We start from the raw sequence: 15,847 nt of genomic DNA, 5'->3' as shown, positions 1-15,847 counted from the left end.
TCTACCGCACGCACGCCCATGCCGGGAGGCTGCCGCGCAGAATCGATTCCTCATTCACGCACTGCCCAGCCCGTTCACGGAACTCCGGCCAGACTCAAAATCGTGACCGCCCACATCCCCCATCCGCCACACGATCTTCTTCACCTTCGCGATCGCCGTGACCGTCACCCCGCCCGCCGTGGCCGTCGCCGAATTCGGCCCGAACGTAGTCGGTGACTGGCGCACCCACAGCCACATCGGCACCCCCAGACCAAGCAGGGCTCGCCGGTCATCGGTCCTGGCCCCTAAAAGCCAGCTGCGCCCTCCTGCGGATAAGCGCGGCCAGCAGTCCGACCAGGCCCTCAGCGGCCTCGACACCAGCGTCGAGGCCCTGGAGCGGTCCTGCTGGCCGCTCCCCTCCATCACCGCACTCTTCGCCATCATCAGCCTGCCCCTGACCACCTGGCAACTCCTCTCCTGACCGAACAGCGCCCCCTGTGCGGCTCAGTTTTGGGCCGACACTGTTGGCGAATCCGTCCCGTCGCTTCAGGCGGCGGGACGGATTTCCATCAGGGGTGGGGTGCGTGTTGGAGCGAATGGTGCGCCGGCGATCCAGGCGTCGAGGCGGGCGAGGTTGATTGCTGTGGCGGTCAGGAGGTGCTGCAGCCGGGTCTTGGCCAGACCGCGATAGCGACTGCGCCGCAGGCCGAAGGCCCGGACTGCCTGAGAGATCGTTCCCTCGATCCCGTGTCGGACCGCGTAACGGTCCCGCCACGCGTCCGTCGTCTGCTCGGTTCGGGCCTGCTGGATCGTCTCGTGCTCGGCCCGGTGCCGCAGAGTCATCCGGCGGCCCCTCGCGGAGGTGGTGCACTGGCTGCGAGCCGGGCAGGGCTTGCAGTCCGAGGTGCGGAACTCCACGCGGATGACCGGCAGGTTCGCCTCCGAGCGGTCCGCATACCAGCGGCTGGAGCCCTTGCCGTTCGGGCAGGTGACCCGCTCGTTGTCCCAGTCGATGGTGAAGTTCTCCGGCCTGTAGCCGCTGTCCGACTTCTGCCAGGCCGAGCTGAGCTTCATTGGCCCGAGCAGGTCAACACCGTGTTCTCGGCGAGCAGCGGCCATCAGGCGGCCGTCGACATATCCGGCGTCGACCACGTGGACTTCCGGCAGCAGGTCACGCTCGGCGAGGGTGACATGGAGCGTGTCGACGACGGCGATGTCGGTCACCGACGCCACGGTCGTGGCGACGTGCGTGATCAGGTGCGGGGCGTCCGGTTCGCAGGTCTCGGTCAGGTGTGCTTTGTATCCGTGCCAGACCGTCTCGCGCTGGCCGGCCCGCTTGAGACCGCACCGTGCTTCAAGGTCATACGGGGTGCTCAGGCGGGCAGTGCCGGACGGGAGGTCCTTGGCCGTGCGCCACCGCACCGCTCCATCCATGACATGGAATTGCTGGACCCACAGCTGCCGAAGCGTCTGCACGGCCGGCAGCTCACGGAGCCAGGAAGTCGCGAGCGGACCATGAACCTGCTGGAGCAGTGCCATGCCGTCCGAGCCGAACTCCGCGGCGAGGTCGATCCGGGCCTGGACACCCCGGGGCAGCCGGTAGTCCTCAGCCCGGCGTCCGTATCGGTCGAACCACTCTGGGGCGATCCACCCAGCGAGCCAGTCCGGGGCTGCTGCGGCCAGGGCGTTGAGAGCACATCGCAAAGTCTCGACAGCGAGCTCCAGGCGGTTGAGCTCCCGTGTCGCGGCGAGAACGTGGGTGGAGTCCGTGCGCTGACGGCCACCGGACCGAAGCAGGCCGCGTTCGAGGCAGCGGTCCAGGAGCACCTCCAGGGCGCGCTCCTCGGCGCCACCGGCCACAACCCGATCACGGAACTCGCTGAGCACCGAGTAGTCGAACCCCGGATCGGACAGCTCCAGGCCGAGGGCGTACTTCCAGTCGATCCGACCTCGCACCGCGTCGGCCGCCTGCCGGTCCGACAACCCCTCGACGAACTCCAACACGAGCACCAGAGCGAGCATCGCCGGCGGAAGCCCCGGGCACCCGCGACGCGGAAACAGATCGGCGAACTGGTCATCAGTGAACACTTCGCCCAGCTCATCACGCACACGGATGGCCAGACTGCCCTTGGGGAACGCAGCCCTCGCCACCAGCGCCGTGCCCGCCGGAACCTCCCCCACAGCGCCACCTCAAAACGACACCAAACCCCCAGAACACGAAACGACCCCCGGTCCAGTCACCTAACGAGGTGACTGGACCGGGGGTCTCTCTTCGTTTCGGATTCGCCAACAGTGTCGGCTCAGTTTTGGGCCGCACAGGGGGCGTCTTCTGTGTTGCGGGTGCCCAATCGCCTCCGCCAATGAGCTGAGGTGCTAAGCGCGATGGATGTAGGAACTACTGGTTACCGTGCAGTGATAGCGAGGCTAGCGGCCCGCCACCCACTCAACGAGTGCTCCCCACGCGTGCGCGCTGGAGACCATCACATTGTCTCCGGGCTGCTTACTGTCCCTCGTCGCAACGGCCGACGTAGTGACGTGTGCGACCTCGACACATTCCCCGTTGCCGTTGCTGTAGCTCGACTTGAACCACTGTGCGCTCTGTAGATCAACCGTGTTCATAGCTCCCTGCCACCTCAGCGAGCAGACGTCGTGACGCCTGCTCATCGAGTGCTTTGTCCCAGATTTCCCGGAATGCCAAGTCGTACTGTTCCACTTCCTTCGGCTTGTCCAGGTAGAGGCCCCCCGTGTAGCCGTCCGCATAGACGGTCGGCGGCTCGGTCTCGCTCCCGTCGCCGTTGGTGGGAAACCGCAAGATCACAAACGGCCCGGTTACGACGCCAGAGTGCATGCCTGCAGAGAAGGGCACTACGCGGATCAAGACATTCGACCGCTCTGAGACGTAGACGAGGTGTGCGAGCTGCCCGACCATGACGTTGCGACTCCCGACGGGGCGGCGCAGCACGCCCTCATTCAGGGCGATGCGCAGCGGCAGCGGGTCAGTCGCTCGCGTCAAGATTGTCTGGCGCTCGATTCGCAGGCGTACCCGACCGTCGAGTTCTTCGTCGCTGATCTCGGGAATGTGGGTGCGCGTGATCTCTCGAGCGTATCCGTCGGTCTGGAGCAGGCCAGGGACGATGTCGCTTTGGTACGAGGACAAGCTCGCCGCCGCCTCTTCGAGACCCACGTACACGTCGAAGCCCTCTGGGATCACATCACCATAGGCGTGCCACCACCCACGAGCTTTGGTTTCCTTCGCGAGGCCCATCAGGGCTTCGGTGAGGTCCTGGGGCGCTCCGTACACCGTGCACATGGCTTGCACGTCGAGGCTGCGCAGTGGCGTCTGCCCCGTTTCAATGCGCCACATCTTCGCTTCGGACCACTCCAGCTTCTTAGCCGCAGCGCGAACCGTGAGCCGCGCGCAGTTGCGCAGCTCCCTTAAGTTTCGCCCGAGTTGACGACGCGGCACCGTTGATCCGGTCTGCCCCTCTGCCATGTTCCACCCCTTCTGTCCTCAGTATGACGGACTTCCGCGACTCGCGATGAAGGCAGTCAAGTGCCCGCCGTGCAAGGCAAGCCATCAGTTCGATGGGACAACACCGAACCCTCTCCATGAAGTCTTGCATGGCGAGTGCAGCCTCGGGAGGCTGTAGACCTATCGCGCTGCGTGCCAACTCGGGTACGCATGCGTGTTCTTAGATCCCTCTGCCTTGGTACGAGAGGCGCACGCATGTCGACGGAACAGGAACCACCCGAGCAGACCGTCTCCAGTGAGCCGCCGCCTTCCGTTGACGAACTCCTGGCGCGGTCGGCCCAGTTGCAGCGGCAGCTCACCGCACACTCGGCGCTGTTGCGTGGCAAGGAGCGGAAGTGATGCGCGCCCGTCACCGCTTCCGTGAGCACACCATCGCGCCGAACCGGGAGCCGGACGCCGAGCCGATCACGGGGGCGCTGGAGTGCATGGCGTGCGGCGCGATGAGCCCGGTCAGCGAGGACCGTGTCGAGCCCCAGGACTGGGCTTTGGGGCACGTGCGTGAGAACCCCGCGCACCTCGACTACCGCGAGCACGTCACCCTGCCCTATCGCGTCGAGCTCGGGCAGTGGCTGTGAACGGCACGTGCGCGCCGCCGCCTCGCTCGGGGCCGGTGTGGCCGACCGCGGTGTGGTGCGAGTGCACGATCGGCGCGGCACCCGACAACACCGCCGCCCGGGAATGGCTGCTCGACGGCTACGCCGCTCCCTCCCCGCGCCTGGCCCTGCGCTGGTTCGACGCGTGGGCACCGCGCCTGGCCAACCGCATCGACCCTCCCCTCGACGCGGTATGGCTCGAAGGGCCGCACAAGATCGGCGCGGTGCGCGTGGTCACGCACGACCCGTCCGACCCCGCCGCGCCCCTGCGCGCCTGGCCGTACGACATCGAGCTGCACGAGCAGGCCCTCACCGCGCTCGGCGACGGCACCGTCTACCGCCTGGCGGTCGCGGACCGGCACGGCTGCTACAGCCTGTCCGCCCGCCCGCTCCTCACCCGCGCCGGCCCGCACGGCTGTGCGCCTTACGCTCCCGCCCCCTCCCGCGGACGCCCCCTCACGTGGATTCCAGCGTGGCCGGATGGCCCGCGGCAGGGGTGCGGGCCCAACCCATCCGTCACCGGCACTGGAAGGATCCCGTGATGACGAGCATCGCGCACCCGAAGGAAGGGTTCCCGCTCTCCCCCGCGGGCGGAACCATCCCCCGCAGCTCCGAGCCGCCGAGCAGCGCGGCCACCCGTCCGTGGATCCTCCGCTTCGCCCGCACCCCCGACGCCACCCAGGCCATCGCCGTACCCCCCGCGATCTACGACCCCGCGGTGCAGATGTCCGTCGGCCTCTACGACGGCCCGCTGCCCTACATGGCGACCCACAACCCCACGGTTCCGGACGGCAACATGAAGAACCCGCCGCCGCTCGACGAGGGACCCAAGGACTGATCACGTGATGGCCTGCATTCTCGTCATCGCCGCACAGGACGACTGGCCGACCGACCGCGTCGTCAAGGTCCTGACCGAGCGCGGCGCCCGCGTCTTCCGCATGGACACCGCCGAGTTCCCCCAGGACCTCACCATGGCCGCCCGTCTGGACGCCGTCCACGGCTGGCACGGCCAACTCGCCACCGAGCACCGTTCCGTGCGCCTGGCCGAGGTCACCGGCGTCTACTACCGCTCGCCGAACGCCTTCGGCCTGCCCGCGGGCATGTCGGAGGCCGAGCAGCGCTTCGCCGCCGCTCAGGCGCGGGCCGGACTCGGTGGCGTGATCACCGCACTCGAGTGCCGGTGGGTCAACCATCCCGCCGCGATGTCCCGCGCCGAGTACAAACCCCTCCAGCTCACCGCCGCCCGCGACTGCGGCCTCGCCATCCCCCAACGCTGATCACCAACAGCCCCGACGCGGTGCGCGCGTTCGCCTCCGACTACGGACCGGTGGTCAGCAAGGCCATCGCGTCCCCGGTCTTCATCGAAGAGGACACCCTCAAAACGGTCTACACCCGCCGCCTGGCCGAGGATGACCTCGACGACCTGAGCGGCCTCGACACCACCGCGCACCTCTTCCAGGCCTGGATGGACAAGGCCCACGAGGTACGCCTGACCGTCGCCGGTGACCGGATGCTCGCCGCGGAAATCCACGCCCGCAGCGAGGCCGCGCACGTGGACTGGCGCAGCGACTACAAGTCGCTCACCTACCGCGCCACCGAAACGCCGGGCCACGTCGCCGAGGCGGTACGGCGCTTGATGGCCCGCCTCGAACTGCGCTTCGCTGCCCTGGACTTCATCGTCTCGCCCACCGGCGAGTGGACGTTCCTCGAAGCGAACCCGTGCGGGCAGTGGGACTGGATCCAACACGCCACCGGCCTGCCCATCGCGGAAGCCCTCGCCGATGAACTGCAAGGAGTCTGACCCGTGAGCGACCCCGAGCTTGACCTCGACGCCGCCCGGCCACACATGACCGCACTCGCCGACACCCTGCAAAACGCCGGCGTCATCCACACCCCGCAGTGGGCCGAGGCGTTCGCCACCGTCCCCCGCCACCACTTCGTGCCCACGTGGTTCGAGCAGGAGACCAACGCCAAGGGCATCACCGTCTGGCGCCAGCAGCGCGCCCGCACCGACGACAAGCACCTCGCCGCCGCCTACCGCGACATCACCCTCGTCACCACGCTGGACCCCTCCACCGCCGAGCAGGTCGACGACACCGCCTGGACCGGCTTGCCCGTCTCCTCCAGCACCCTGCCGAGCCTCATGGCCGCCATGCTCGAAGACCTCTCCGTACGCAGGGGACACCGCGTCCTGGAGATCGGTACCGGCACCGGCTACAACACCGCACTGCTGTGCGCGCGCCTGGGCGACTCGCTCGTCCACTCCATCGACGTCGACCCCGACCTCGTCGAGACCGCCCGCACCCGCCTCCAACAACTCGGCTACACCCCCCACCTAGCCACGGGCGACGGACAGAAGGGCATTCCTGAGGCGGACCGGTTCGACCGGATCATCGCCACCTGCTCCGTGCCCGCCATCCCCGAGGCCTGGATCGAGCAGGCCAAGCCCGGCGCCATCATCCTCACCGACATCGCGCTCGGCATCGCCGGCGGACTCGTCCGCCTCGGCGTCGACGACCACCGCCGGGCCGTCGGCCACTTCACCGCCACCGCGGGCAGCTTCATGCCCGCCCGCACCGACGCGCACGTCTACCCCCAGCCCCACCGCCCCGAACGCGCCCCCCAGACGGAAACCCGCCCCACCGCGCTCACCGCCACCGACATCCAGGCGCACTACCCGCTGCGGCTCCTCCTGGCCTTCCACCTGCCGCAGACCGAACTCGTCTACCACCTCGACGACACCACCGGCACCACCAGCATCCAGCTCCAGCGCAGCGACGGCGCATGGGCCCGCGTCCCCTTCACCGACGACCGCACCGTCACCTACGGCGGCGCCCCCGACCTGTGGAAGCAGGCCGAGACCGCATGGCGCTGGTGGAACACCCGCAGCCGGCCCACACAGGACAACTTCGGCTACGGCCGCGAAGCCAACGGCGACGCCTGCGCCTGGTACATCCCCGACGGCACCCGCTGGCACCTCAACACCCACTAACACCCCACCAAACACAACGCCCCGACGGCCGCGTAGGACCGGCCGCCGGGGCTCACGCCACCAGCTATCCAGGAACCGACGACGCATGCGAGACCTTATCGCCCTGCTCTCCCACGTGCTGAGACTCGTGATCACCGGCCGCACCCCCATACACCGCAGACCGGCCCGCCCTACACCTCACACGGTGCCAGTGCCTGCACCCCCTTACCTTCTCGTGGCGCCGCAACGGGGCTCCCGGCCTCTGGAGCTGGCATGGCTATCTCCCCCTGTCGAACGCATGGGCTGGGGGTGTCACCGGCTCTGGAGGCATCGACAGACCGCTGATTAGCGCCTCTGTGTGTCAAGCGGCGGCAGGAAGTTGGCTCCGTTGATCGCGCTTCATGATCCGATAGACGACGTTGGACAAGCGGCGCTTGAGAGCCCGACGGGCTTCAGTGGGCGTCTTGCCTTCGGCGATCTTGCGCAGGTAGTACTCCTGGCCGCGGCCGCCGTCCCGGATCTGACAGATAGCGATGATGTGAAGTGCGCTGTTCAGGGCCCTGTTGCCACCGGTGTTGAGGCGATGGCGGACGTTCTTTCCGCTGGAGGCGTCCAAGGGCGCTGCCCACGTAGCTGGCAAAGTGGTGCTCGGTTGGGAAGCGACTGATGTCGCCGATGTGGCCCAAGACCTTCGCGGCCAGCACTGTGCCCAGGCCAGGCAACGACGTCAGGCTGGTGCGGGAGGCGGCGAGAGCGTCCCGCATCTGGGCCTCGTTGTCCTTGACCTGGCGGTCAAGCCGACGCAGGTCGGCCAGCAGATCGCGGGCGATGCCGCGGCGGCAGCTGTCCGTCGCGGTGAGCGGCCGGATGCCCTTCATCAAGGTGGCGGCCTTGTCGGCCGAGAGCCGGGTCGGGGCGCCGCCGGACAGCAGGTCCCGCAGGGCGGCGTGCAGGCGGTTCGTAGTGCGAGTGCGCTCGTTGACCAGATCATTGTGTCGCTCGGTCAGCAGACGGAGGATCGTGGACTGGTCCTCCGCGGTGACTTTGCGCAAGTCGATTCGGAAGAGCGCGACTTGGGCAACGTGGAGCGCGTCGGCGGGGTCGGTCTTGCGGTCACCGCCGGTGGCCAGGAGACGAGCCCTGGCGGACAGGGTCGAAGGCACGTCGACCACGTTCTCGCCAGCGGCGGCCAGCTGCTGGGCGAGCGTCCGCCCGAGGCCGCCGGCTCCTTCGACCGCGAAGCGGCGCTCGGGCCACTGCTCGCTCCAGCGCATCAGCTGGCCGAAGGTTCCCGCGTTGACGACGAAGCGACGCTGGCCGATCTTGTGGCCTGCAGCGTCGATCGCGACAGCGGTGTGAGAGGACTTGTGGGGGTCGATCCCGATGGCGATCACGCGTGTCCTGACCTGGTACTCGAAGCGGCAGAAGTGTGCGGTGGGCACCCTGACTTGAAGTTGCGGTCTCACACGTTCATGCCTCTGTCGAGCCACACCGCGCGGGTGCCGGTCGGCGGCGGCACTCTAATCATGAGCCAGCCCTGCGGGGCGGCATGGGGCAATGCGAGCCCGTGCCGACCGGCGCCCTGGACGCTACGGCTGCAGACCGGGCGTCTGGGTCCGATTCAACAAGTCAGGGGCATGACCACCGGTTCCGCAGGGACTTGGGAGGATCTTCGTCATGTGGATGTGGTGATCGGTGCCGTGCCAAAGCCAGGCGACTACGACTGGAGACTGCACGTGATCGACACCAGCGACATCGGCGCCTTCCTCGGCCTGGACGTCGGCAAGGGCGAACACCACGCCACCGCCGTCACCCTCGCCGGGAAGAAGGCCGTTGACAAGCGGCTGCCCAACAGCGAGCCCAAACTCCGCGAAGTCTTCGGCAAGTTGAAGGCCAAGCACGGCACCGTGCTCGTTATCGTCAACCAGCCCGCCTCGATCGGTGCCCTGTCGATCGCCGTCGCCAGGGACATGAGCTGCCAGGTCGCCTATCTGCCCGGACTGACGATGCGGCGGATCGCCGACCTCTACCCCGGCGAGGCGAAGACCGATGCCCGCGACGCGTTCGTCATCGCGGACGCCGCCCGGTCGTTGTCGCACACCCTCCGCTCCATCGAGCTCGAAGACGACACCGTCGCCGAGCTGGAGATGATCGTCGGCTTCGACGACAACCTGGCCAGCGGATCTCCAACCGGCTCCGCGGCCTGCTCACGCAGATCCACCCTCAACTGGAACGAGTCGTCGGCGGCCCGTGCATCCAGCACCCGGCCGTCCTGGCCTTGCTGGGATCTCGCATCACGCTGTCGAAGTCGACGGTGGTGTGCAGCGCGGCTGCGAACATCAGTAACCGACACACCCCTCCGGAAGTCACGGCGACCCACGTTGCGTTAGGAGCTCTAAGTGCTGGTCTCCCACTGACAGAAGACCCCGCCCCCGAACAGCACGAGACTGCCAGTGACGCCCGGCCCCACCCCTGATCGGACGCATCGGCATCGGCACCCACCGCAAACGACAACGTCGGTCTTCAAGACCAACCGGGTCCTGAAGACCGACGTCACGCTAGGCCCCGAGTTCACCAACGGCATCCCGTCGGGTGCAGCGCCGGTCTGGCCTGTGCACTGGTCAGGCTGCGAGGCTGAAGTCGATGCCGGCGGCGATGCGCGAGATGCTGCCGAGCCCCTCCACCGGGGTGGTGACCGTCGAGCGGTTGCTGGTGGTGCCATCACCGAGCTGACCGCTGGTGTTGAGGCCGACGGTACTGACGTTGCCGTCGCGGGTCAGGAACATGGAGTGGTTGCCACCAGCGCTGATAGCGCGCACGTCGGACATCCCGGTGACGGTGACTGGAGTGGTGCGGGTGGTGGTGGTGCCGTCGCCGAGCTGACCGTAGGCGTTGTAGCCCCAGGCCTTGACGCCGTTGGCCAGCCGGACCAGATTGTGTTGAAGGCCTGCGGAGATTTCACGCACGTTGGTCAGGCCGGGGACGGTGACCGGAGTGGTGCGGCTGGTGTTGGTGCCGTCGCCGAGCTGACCGTTGCCGTTGTAGCCCCAGGCCTTGACGGTGCCGTCGGACAGCAACGCCAGGCTGTGGAATTGGCCTCCGGCGACTCCCCGGACGTTGGTCAGGCCGGGGACGGTGACCGGAGTGGTGCGGCTGGTGACGGTGTTGTCGCCGAGCTGGCCGTAGTTGTTGTAGCCCCAGGCCTTGACGGTGCCGTCAGACAGCACTGCAAGGCTGTGGTTGACGCCCGCCGCGATGGCCACGACGTTGGTCAGGCCGGTGACGGTGACTGGAGTGGTGCGGTTGGTGTTGGTGCCGTCGCCGAGCTCGCCGTCGGCGTTGTAGCCCCAGGCCTTGACGGTGCCGTCAGACAGCAACGCCAGGCTGTGGGCGCCGCCCGCCGCGATGGCCCGCACACCGCGCAGGCCGGTCACGGTGCCGGGGACGGCTTGGACGGCGGTGGTGCCGTTACCGAGCTCGCCGTTGACGTTGTAGCCCCAGCTTTCCACGGTGCCGTTGGAGAGCAGTGCCAGGCCGTGGCCGTTCCAGGAACTGGCAGCGAGGGCGGAGACCCTTGCGCCGGTGAGTCCGGCCACCGTGGCAGGTGTCAGCCTGCCGCCGCCCTGGGCGTCGCCGAGCTGCAGGTGGTAGTTGCTGCCCCATCCCTTGATGCGGCCCTCCTGGGCGGTGGCGGTGGGAGCGGAAAGCCCCCACGCCAGTAACGACAGCAGCGCCAAGAGCCCCGCCAGCAGGGATACCTTCGGCCGTCGGCCCTTCGTTAACAGGTGCATGAGTTACCTCACGGTCCGTGGGCGCGGGCTTGACGGAGCAAGCCAGTTCACCCAGCGTGAACATCATTGAACGATTAGTAACAGAACTTGCCTGGTCACGCACGAAATGGCACGGGGGTTGCGCGGGCCAACCGCCCCGATCCCTCTGAATCGCACACCAGTTGGTGCCCAGCTGAGAGGGTAGACATCACAAGATCGTCGGCAGGGCGGAATTCTCTGACCGCCGACACATCGAGCGGGTCAGCCTTAGCTTCGCTTTATCCCTGAGAGTGTTGGATTGCAGGTTAAGCCGCTGATTTGACTGCCGGATGGCGGGGTGCGGGGCCTCGTCGGGTGCCTTGTGGTCGGCCTGTGGAGCGTCCACAGGATTGTGGTGGCTTGGCTGGTGTGCCCACTGCGGCCTGAACATGACGAAATCGTCGGCGGACACGGCCCGGCGTAAGCCGCACTGACGGCAGTGGCTGCTCCCAGGGCAGCCGGTGGTCGCTCACCAGGGTTCGGGCAAGGCGGGGTTGGGGTGTAGGCGGCGAGGACCAGCCAGGCCCATCGGTCCGCCTGTTGTGGGGTGCGGGGCCGCGGCAGGGTCCAGTTCAGCGTCTGCCGGGCGAAGCGGAACGTGTGCTCGATGTCGAAGTGGCGCGTGTAGGCCCGCCAGAGCAGGTCGGGGTCGGGTCTGTGGCCGGGCGGTCCGGTCCACCACAGCCACAGCGTCTTCGGCGCCCGGCTGCGTCCGGGAAGCCGGTCCACACTGAGGCGGACCACAGTGCCCGGGATGATGGCGAGGGCTGCGGCTGCCGTGTCCGTCGTGCTGCTGGGTCTTGGCGTGCAGAGGCGGTGCCACATCCGCACGGTCACCGCGCCGTACTGCTCGTCTGCGCATTCGTGCGTGATGTCCGGGGCCGGCCAGGTGGCCGGGGCGGGGCAGGTGGCCGGGGCGGGGCAGGCGAACTTCGCACCGTGTCGGCGTGGCCGCCCCGCGGCCGTCGTGCTGCGGGATGCTGGGTCGGCGTAGAAGGACCGGTCGGAGCGGACCCGGACGAGAATCTGGGCCGGGGCCCCGGTCAGTTCGAGGGCGAGGCGGACGGAGTCGCAGCCGCCGTCGAACACGAACAACGGGGCTTTCAGGGCCAGTTCGGGACGCCGTTGCAACAGGCCGCGGAGCTGGAGGGCGGCAACCGTGCTGGGGTTCTCACCCGGGATCAAGCGCCGGGCATTTGTTATAGACGGTTACGGAGTGTGATTGCGAACAAAGGTGTAGATGGTTTTCGGGTCGGAGGCGTGCACGCCATCTCCTACACCGATAAGGTTTTCCGGCTCAAACTTAAACCCCGAGCAGTGCGGCACCAGCGTGATGGTGTCTCCTTCTTTATCGGCAATGGTGAGGGAGGAATCGACCATGGACCAGGTGATGCCGCTTGTGTCGCGGAGCCCTTGGAAATGTCCCGGCTTGTCATGGCTGGGCCGGGTGCTGAGAGTCAGAGTGGAGTCGCTGAGCTGGCCATTGACAAACTTGTGGCCAACATAGTCTCCGGCTACCCAGTGTGGGTGCTGGCCGCAGAGCCAACCATCGGCGTGGGCGTTGCTGGAGAGCCCCAGCGTGCCCGAAGCCGCGGCGGCAGTCATGACGGATAAAATTAAAGAAATCTTTGCTTTGCGGGGAATCATGGAATTCCTTTCTTTGAGCGCTTAAAACTGTTTGGCTCTGGGTTAGTGGCACATCCAGAGATTACCTATACCAGGCCATGCGTATTTGGGCACGGTTGCAAGGTGTGCAGGGCGTGGCGCTGTCCGCGTAAGAGCTCTTTTGATCTCCATTAACCTGCGCTTATATGAGGAGGTTTTCTCCGACCCGCCGAAAGGATCAAGATCGCGCCGCAGGTCTGAGTGCCCCTCATGAGAGCCATCTAATATCAGCACTGTCGCATCGTCATGTCGGCAGCGCCTTTCTTGATCAGTAAATGGGAGCAGCGTCCCGCCACACCCGCGCGATTCCTGTGGGTTGTGACGTCCGCGCAGGCGTGACGGGAGTTGATGACCCGGGGGCACGCAGGGACTGGGCTCGCCCCGCCGCTTTCTGCTCTTCCCGGACCAGGTGCGGAGGAGCGGATGGCGGCCGTGCGGAATCCGTCGCAGCGGCCCGTGGCCGGCAGCCGGTGGGGCGGGCGGCGCCAGGCATGCGGATTACGTCTCCCCGGTCCGCCAGCCTGGCGCTTCTGTTCGCGGCCGGGACAACGGGGGCGTTCCAGGCCGCGGGCACGCACTTCGGAAGTGCGCGCTGCCGAGGCGGCCCTCATCTGGCCGCTGCGGCCCAGCGCGGAGCTGGGGGAAGGAGAGGCACCTCGATCGCCGGGCGGGAATCTGTTCTGTAACCGGGACAGCCGCTCCGTACGGGGAGATGGACGGACGGTGCCGCTGTCCCGGCCGGGCTCGCCACACCCGCGAGGCGAGCCCTTGCCCCCTTCCCCTAGGAGGGGAGAAGAAGGGGGCTCGGCCCACGTCCTGCCTCCGTTACCAATCAGGACATGAGGCCACCGCCACGCATCACCAGGGCCCGCCCCTGGTGTTGAGAACGTGACGGAGAATGTGCCGACCGTTCACCTGGGTGTGCGTTCCCAGCTCCACGACGGCGCACAGCAGCACGACAGCACCGATCCCCATCAGCGAGCTTACCCCGTATAGCAGTCGTTCCAGGGGGTCGCCGCGCGGCGCCCGGTGCCGGCCCGCCGTGCTCACGGCGGCTCCTCCCGCCAGGCGCCTTGCTTGTCCTTCTCGCTGCAGTGCATATATGCCAGGCAGCGCACCTGCCAGGCCAGCTCACGCAGGTGCTCATATGCGGACTGCGTCAGGCGCGGGCTGGAATTGTCGAGGAGGAATCGGCCCGCGCGCCGGATCTGGTCCTGAACATCCGGGTGCGTGGACTGCAGCACATCAGACGTGTACAGCGTGCTGAGGTCCACCAACAGCACGTCGACCATGGCCTGCATCTGCCCGCCCCAGCAGATCGCCATGTGCCGGGCCGCATGGGTCAAGCCCGACCTGACGACCGTCACCCAAGAAGCTCGCGGTCTCGGCGCGACCCGGCCCGATCGAGGTCAACGACCGTGCCATCGTCATCGAAGGACTGGACGAACCACCGCGGTACTACCTCCAGCACGGCCGCGCTCCGATCGGCTGGAAGGGGGCGGAGCCCCCGGTTTCGGGAAGGGGCGGGATTGGGGAGCCCCCCGGCAGGGCCCCCTACGGCTTCGCGCCCCGTGCCTTCAGCAAGTCCGTCATCAGCTTGATCTCGGACTCCTGGGACTCCACCATCCCCTGCGCGAGCCGCCGCTCGACCGGCACCTCGCAGCGCTCCACGCACCCCTGCGCCATATGGATGCCCCCCTTGTGGTGGGCGGTCATCAGCTGCAGGTAATACACCTCGGCCTGCTTGCCGTTCAGCTCGCCGAGCCGCTTCATCTGCGCGTTCGTCGCCATGCCGGGCATGAGGGAACCGTCGCCCGCCGAGGGCGCCCCGCTCATGTCCATCCACTCCATGGGCTCGCCGGGCGGCACCTTCGGCAGCTCCCACAGGTCCAGCCAGCCCAGCATCATGCCGCGCTGGTTGGCCTGGGTCTGCGCGATGTCGTAGGCGAGGCGGCGTACTTCCGTGTTCTTGGTGCGGTCCCGGACGACGTAGGACATCTCGACGGCCTGCTGGTGGTGCACGGCCATGTCGCGGGCGAAGCCCGCGTCGGCCGACGAACTCGACGGCGTCTTCGCGGAGTCGGAGGCGTCGGAGGCGTCGGAGGAGCCGCCGGTCGATGCCACCGCCGCCGTGATGCCGCCCGCCGCGAGCACCGCGCCCAGGGCGGCACCGATCAGCCAGTCCTTGCGCTTCATCGCTACTGCCCCTGGCCGTTGGTGCACGCCGCACCGGGCTCAGGGGTCTGCTTGCCCTGGACGTAGGTGGAGAAGAAGGGATTGACCTTCGGGTCGTCGGCGCTCTTCACCACCCGCTGGTGGCCCCACGCCGAAAGCAGGATCGGGTCCTTCTGCTTCTTCACCGGGCTCATCAGCGAGTACGGGGTCTTCTTGACCTTCGCTTCCAGCTTCTTCAAGTCGGCGGGCTTCGCCTGGTCGTTGTACGTCACCCAGACCGCGCCGTGCTCCAGGGAGTGCACGGCGTTCTCGTTCGGGATTTCCTTGGTGTAGACATCGCCGTTGCAGTTCATCCACACCTGGTTGTGGTTGCCGCCCACCGGCGGCGTCACCGGGTAGTTCACCTTGCCGGCGACGTGGGTGCGGCCCAGCTTCTTGGCGTCCCAGACCCGCTCGCCGTCGCCGGTCGTGGTGAACTCGGCCACCGCCTCGGCGTTACCCGCCGCGATAGCCTGCACATCGCTCAGGCCGGTCACGGTGCTGGGGAGGGCTGTGGAAGTGTTGGTGCCGTTACCGAGCTGGCCAAGGTTGTTGTAGCCCCAGCTTTCCACGGTGCCGTTGGAGAGCAGTGCCAGGCTGTGGCCGCCGTCGGGACTGGCAGCGAGGGCGGAGACGTCTCCGCTGGCGAGTCGGGGCACCATGGAAGGTGTCAGCCTGTTGTGGTCCTCGGTATCGCCGAGTTGCGAGTGGTAGTTGTTGCCCCATCCTGTGAAGAGGCCCTCCTGGGCGGCGGTGGGAGCGGCAAGCCCCCACGCCAGTAACGACAGCAATGCCAAGAGCCCGGCCATCAGGGATACCTTCGGCCGTCGGCCCTTCGTTAACAGGTGCATGAGTTACCTCACGGTCCGTGGGCGCGGGCTTGACGAAGCAAGCTTCACCCAGCGTGAACATCAGGGAACGATTAGTAACAGAACTTGCCTGGTCACGCACGAAATGGCGCGGGGGTTGCGGGGTGATCGTTGTCCATCCGGCAGCCGGAGCCACCGGTAGCCGGAGTGGGCACCAGGACGGCCCGCAAGACACAGCGCGATCGAGGCGAGTACCGCCCGCAGCAGCAGCGCGT

17 protein-coding genes and 2 pseudogenes are annotated in these 15,847 nt (G+C 67.5%); 9 read left to right on the top strand and 10 right to left on the bottom strand.

What is annotated here, in order from left to right:
• Positions 1-157 precede the first annotated feature (157 nt).
• A complete protein-coding gene (locus AC0KTA_RS40935; protein ID WP_481057028.1) occupies positions 158-460 on the top strand; it encodes a hypothetical protein in 303 nt (100 codons plus the stop codon).
• Between the two features lie 65 nt (positions 461-525).
• Here AC0KTA_RS40935 and AC0KTA_RS40930 read toward each other — a convergent pair whose 3' ends face one another.
• The 3 genes from AC0KTA_RS40930 to AC0KTA_RS40920 all read right to left on the bottom strand — a co-directional run bounded on the left by AC0KTA_RS40930 (position 526) and on the right by AC0KTA_RS40920 (position 3,472).
• The gene (locus tag AC0KTA_RS40930) at positions 526-2,160 is read right to left on the bottom strand and encodes an IS1182 family transposase (protein ID WP_481057027.1); all 1,635 of its coding nucleotides are present in this window, start codon (positions 2,158-2,160) and stop codon (positions 526-528) included.
• Between the two features lie 243 nt (positions 2,161-2,403).
• Positions 2,404-2,598 carry a DUF397 domain-containing protein gene (locus AC0KTA_RS40925; protein ID WP_481057026.1) on the bottom strand — a complete coding sequence of 65 codons (195 nt, stop codon included), beginning with the start codon at positions 2,596-2,598 and terminating at the stop codon, positions 2,404-2,406.
• Entirely contained in the window at positions 2,585-3,472 is an 888-nt protein-coding gene (locus AC0KTA_RS40920) for a helix-turn-helix domain-containing protein (protein ID WP_481057025.1), read from the bottom strand. Before AC0KTA_RS40920 ends, AC0KTA_RS40925 begins: the two co-directional genes overlap by 14 nt.
• Positions 3,473-3,706: 234 nt before the next feature.
• On the opposite strand from AC0KTA_RS40920, the gene AC0KTA_RS40915 reads away from it, so the two are divergent.
• From AC0KTA_RS40915 to AC0KTA_RS40885, 7 genes are read left to right on the top strand one after another with little or no spacing between them, the layout of a single operon-like run.
• Entirely contained in the window at positions 3,707-3,850 is a 144-nt protein-coding gene (locus AC0KTA_RS40915; RefSeq protein WP_481057024.1) for a hypothetical protein, read from the top strand.
• Positions 3,850-4,086 carry a DUF7848 domain-containing protein gene (locus AC0KTA_RS40910; protein WP_481057023.1) on the top strand — a complete coding sequence of 79 codons (237 nt, stop codon included), beginning with the start codon at positions 3,850-3,852 and terminating at the stop codon, positions 4,084-4,086. The genes AC0KTA_RS40915 and AC0KTA_RS40910 overlap by 1 nt, the downstream gene beginning before the upstream one ends.
• 35 nt (positions 4,087-4,121) lie before the next feature.
• A complete protein-coding gene (locus AC0KTA_RS40905) occupies positions 4,122-4,646 on the top strand; it encodes a hypothetical protein (RefSeq protein WP_481057022.1) in 525 nt (174 codons plus the stop codon).
• Positions 4,646-4,942 carry a putative ATP-grasp-modified RiPP gene (gene tgmA / locus AC0KTA_RS40900; RefSeq protein WP_481057021.1) on the top strand — a complete coding sequence of 99 codons (297 nt, stop codon included), beginning with the start codon at positions 4,646-4,648 and terminating at the stop codon, positions 4,940-4,942. Before AC0KTA_RS40905 ends, tgmA begins: the two co-directional genes overlap by 1 nt.
• Before the next feature lie 7 nt (positions 4,943-4,949).
• Complete coding sequence (locus AC0KTA_RS40895; RefSeq protein WP_481057020.1) at positions 4,950-5,381, top strand: MvdC/MvdD family ATP grasp protein; 432 nt, start codon at positions 4,950-4,952, stop codon at positions 5,379-5,381.
• Between the two features lie 20 nt (positions 5,382-5,401).
• Positions 5,402-5,905 (top strand): ATP-grasp domain-containing protein, encoded by a 504-nt coding sequence (locus AC0KTA_RS40890; protein ID WP_481057019.1) that lies wholly within the window; start codon positions 5,402-5,404, stop codon positions 5,903-5,905.
• A 3-nt stretch (positions 5,906-5,908) separates the two neighbouring features.
• Positions 5,909-7,096, top strand: a complete 1,188-nt coding sequence (locus tag AC0KTA_RS40885; RefSeq protein WP_481057018.1) for a methyltransferase domain-containing protein — start codon at positions 5,909-5,911, stop codon at positions 7,094-7,096.
• A gap of 340 nt (positions 7,097-7,436) precedes the next feature.
• On the opposite strand, the pseudogene AC0KTA_RS40880 reads toward AC0KTA_RS40885, so the two are convergent.
• A pseudogene (locus AC0KTA_RS40880) lies at positions 7,437-8,469 on the bottom strand (IS110 family RNA-guided transposase).
• 342 nt (positions 8,470-8,811) lie between these two features.
• Between AC0KTA_RS40880 and AC0KTA_RS40875 the strand changes: the two are divergent.
• A pseudogene (locus AC0KTA_RS40875) lies at positions 8,812-9,359 on the top strand (IS110 family transposase); the annotation flags it as partial.
• Between the two features lie 337 nt (positions 9,360-9,696).
• Here the strand turns inward: AC0KTA_RS40875 and AC0KTA_RS40870 are convergent.
• The 6 genes from AC0KTA_RS40870 to AC0KTA_RS40845 all read right to left on the bottom strand — a co-directional run bounded on the left by AC0KTA_RS40870 (position 9,697) and on the right by AC0KTA_RS40845 (position 15,572).
• Complete coding sequence (locus tag AC0KTA_RS40870; protein WP_481057017.1) at positions 9,697-10,812, bottom strand: RCC1 domain-containing protein; 1,116 nt, start codon at positions 10,810-10,812, stop codon at positions 9,697-9,699.
• A 300-nt stretch (positions 10,813-11,112) separates the two neighbouring features.
• Complete coding sequence (locus AC0KTA_RS40865; RefSeq protein WP_481057016.1) at positions 11,113-12,069, bottom strand: transposase; 957 nt, start codon at positions 12,067-12,069, stop codon at positions 11,113-11,115.
• A gap of 24 nt (positions 12,070-12,093) precedes the next feature.
• The gene (locus AC0KTA_RS40860) at positions 12,094-12,531 is read right to left on the bottom strand and encodes a hypothetical protein (RefSeq protein ID WP_481057015.1); all 438 of its coding nucleotides are present in this window, start codon (positions 12,529-12,531) and stop codon (positions 12,094-12,096) included.
• Positions 12,532-13,595: 1,064 nt separating this feature from the next.
• Positions 13,596-13,895, bottom strand: coding sequence for a hypothetical protein (locus tag AC0KTA_RS40855; protein WP_481057014.1), 300 nt, complete (start codon positions 13,893-13,895; stop codon positions 13,596-13,598).
• 208 nt (positions 13,896-14,103) lie between these two features.
• Positions 14,104-14,745, bottom strand: a complete 642-nt coding sequence (locus AC0KTA_RS40850) for a DUF305 domain-containing protein (protein WP_481057013.1) — start codon at positions 14,743-14,745, stop codon at positions 14,104-14,106.
• Positions 14,746-14,747: 2 nt separating this feature from the next.
• On the bottom strand, positions 14,748-15,572 hold the full coding sequence (locus tag AC0KTA_RS40845) for a DUF3105 domain-containing protein (protein WP_481057012.1): 825 nt from the start codon (positions 15,570-15,572) through the stop codon (positions 14,748-14,750).
• Positions 15,573-15,847: the final 275 nt, after the last annotated feature.

The sequence above is a fragment of the Streptomyces sp. Y309 genome (genome assembly GCF_056712025.1).
Note: the sequence above shows the minus strand (reverse complement) of the source record. Positions and strands in the feature narration are given on the sequence as shown.

What these genes read in the sequence shown, in the direction of transcription:
- AC0KTA_RS40925 (WP_481057026.1), bottom strand. Translation starts at nt 2,598, where the DNA reads ATGAACACGGTTGATCTACAGAGCGCACAGTGGTTCAAGTCGAGCTAC.
- AC0KTA_RS40920 (WP_481057025.1), bottom strand. Translation starts at nt 3,472, where the DNA reads ATGGCAGAGGGGCAGACCGGATCAACGGTGCCGCGTCGTCAACTCGGG.
- AC0KTA_RS40915 (WP_481057024.1), top strand. Translation starts at nt 3,707, where the DNA reads ATGTCGACGGAACAGGAACCACCCGAGCAGACCGTCTCCAGTGAGCCG.
- AC0KTA_RS40910 (WP_481057023.1), top strand. Translation starts at nt 3,850, where the DNA reads ATGCGCGCCCGTCACCGCTTCCGTGAGCACACCATCGCGCCGAACCGG.
- tgmA (WP_481057021.1), top strand. Translation starts at nt 4,646, where the DNA reads ATGACGAGCATCGCGCACCCGAAGGAAGGGTTCCCGCTCTCCCCCGCG.
- AC0KTA_RS40895 (WP_481057020.1), top strand. Translation starts at nt 4,950, where the DNA reads ATGGCCTGCATTCTCGTCATCGCCGCACAGGACGACTGGCCGACCGAC.
- AC0KTA_RS40860 (WP_481057015.1), bottom strand. Translation starts at nt 12,531, where the DNA reads ATGATTCCCCGCAAAGCAAAGATTTCTTTAATTTTATCCGTCATGACT.
- AC0KTA_RS40850 (WP_481057013.1), bottom strand. Translation starts at nt 14,745, where the DNA reads ATGAAGCGCAAGGACTGGCTGATCGGTGCCGCCCTGGGCGCGGTGCTC.
- AC0KTA_RS40845 (WP_481057012.1), bottom strand. Translation starts at nt 15,572, where the DNA reads ATGGCCGGGCTCTTGGCATTGCTGTCGTTACTGGCGTGGGGGCTTGCC.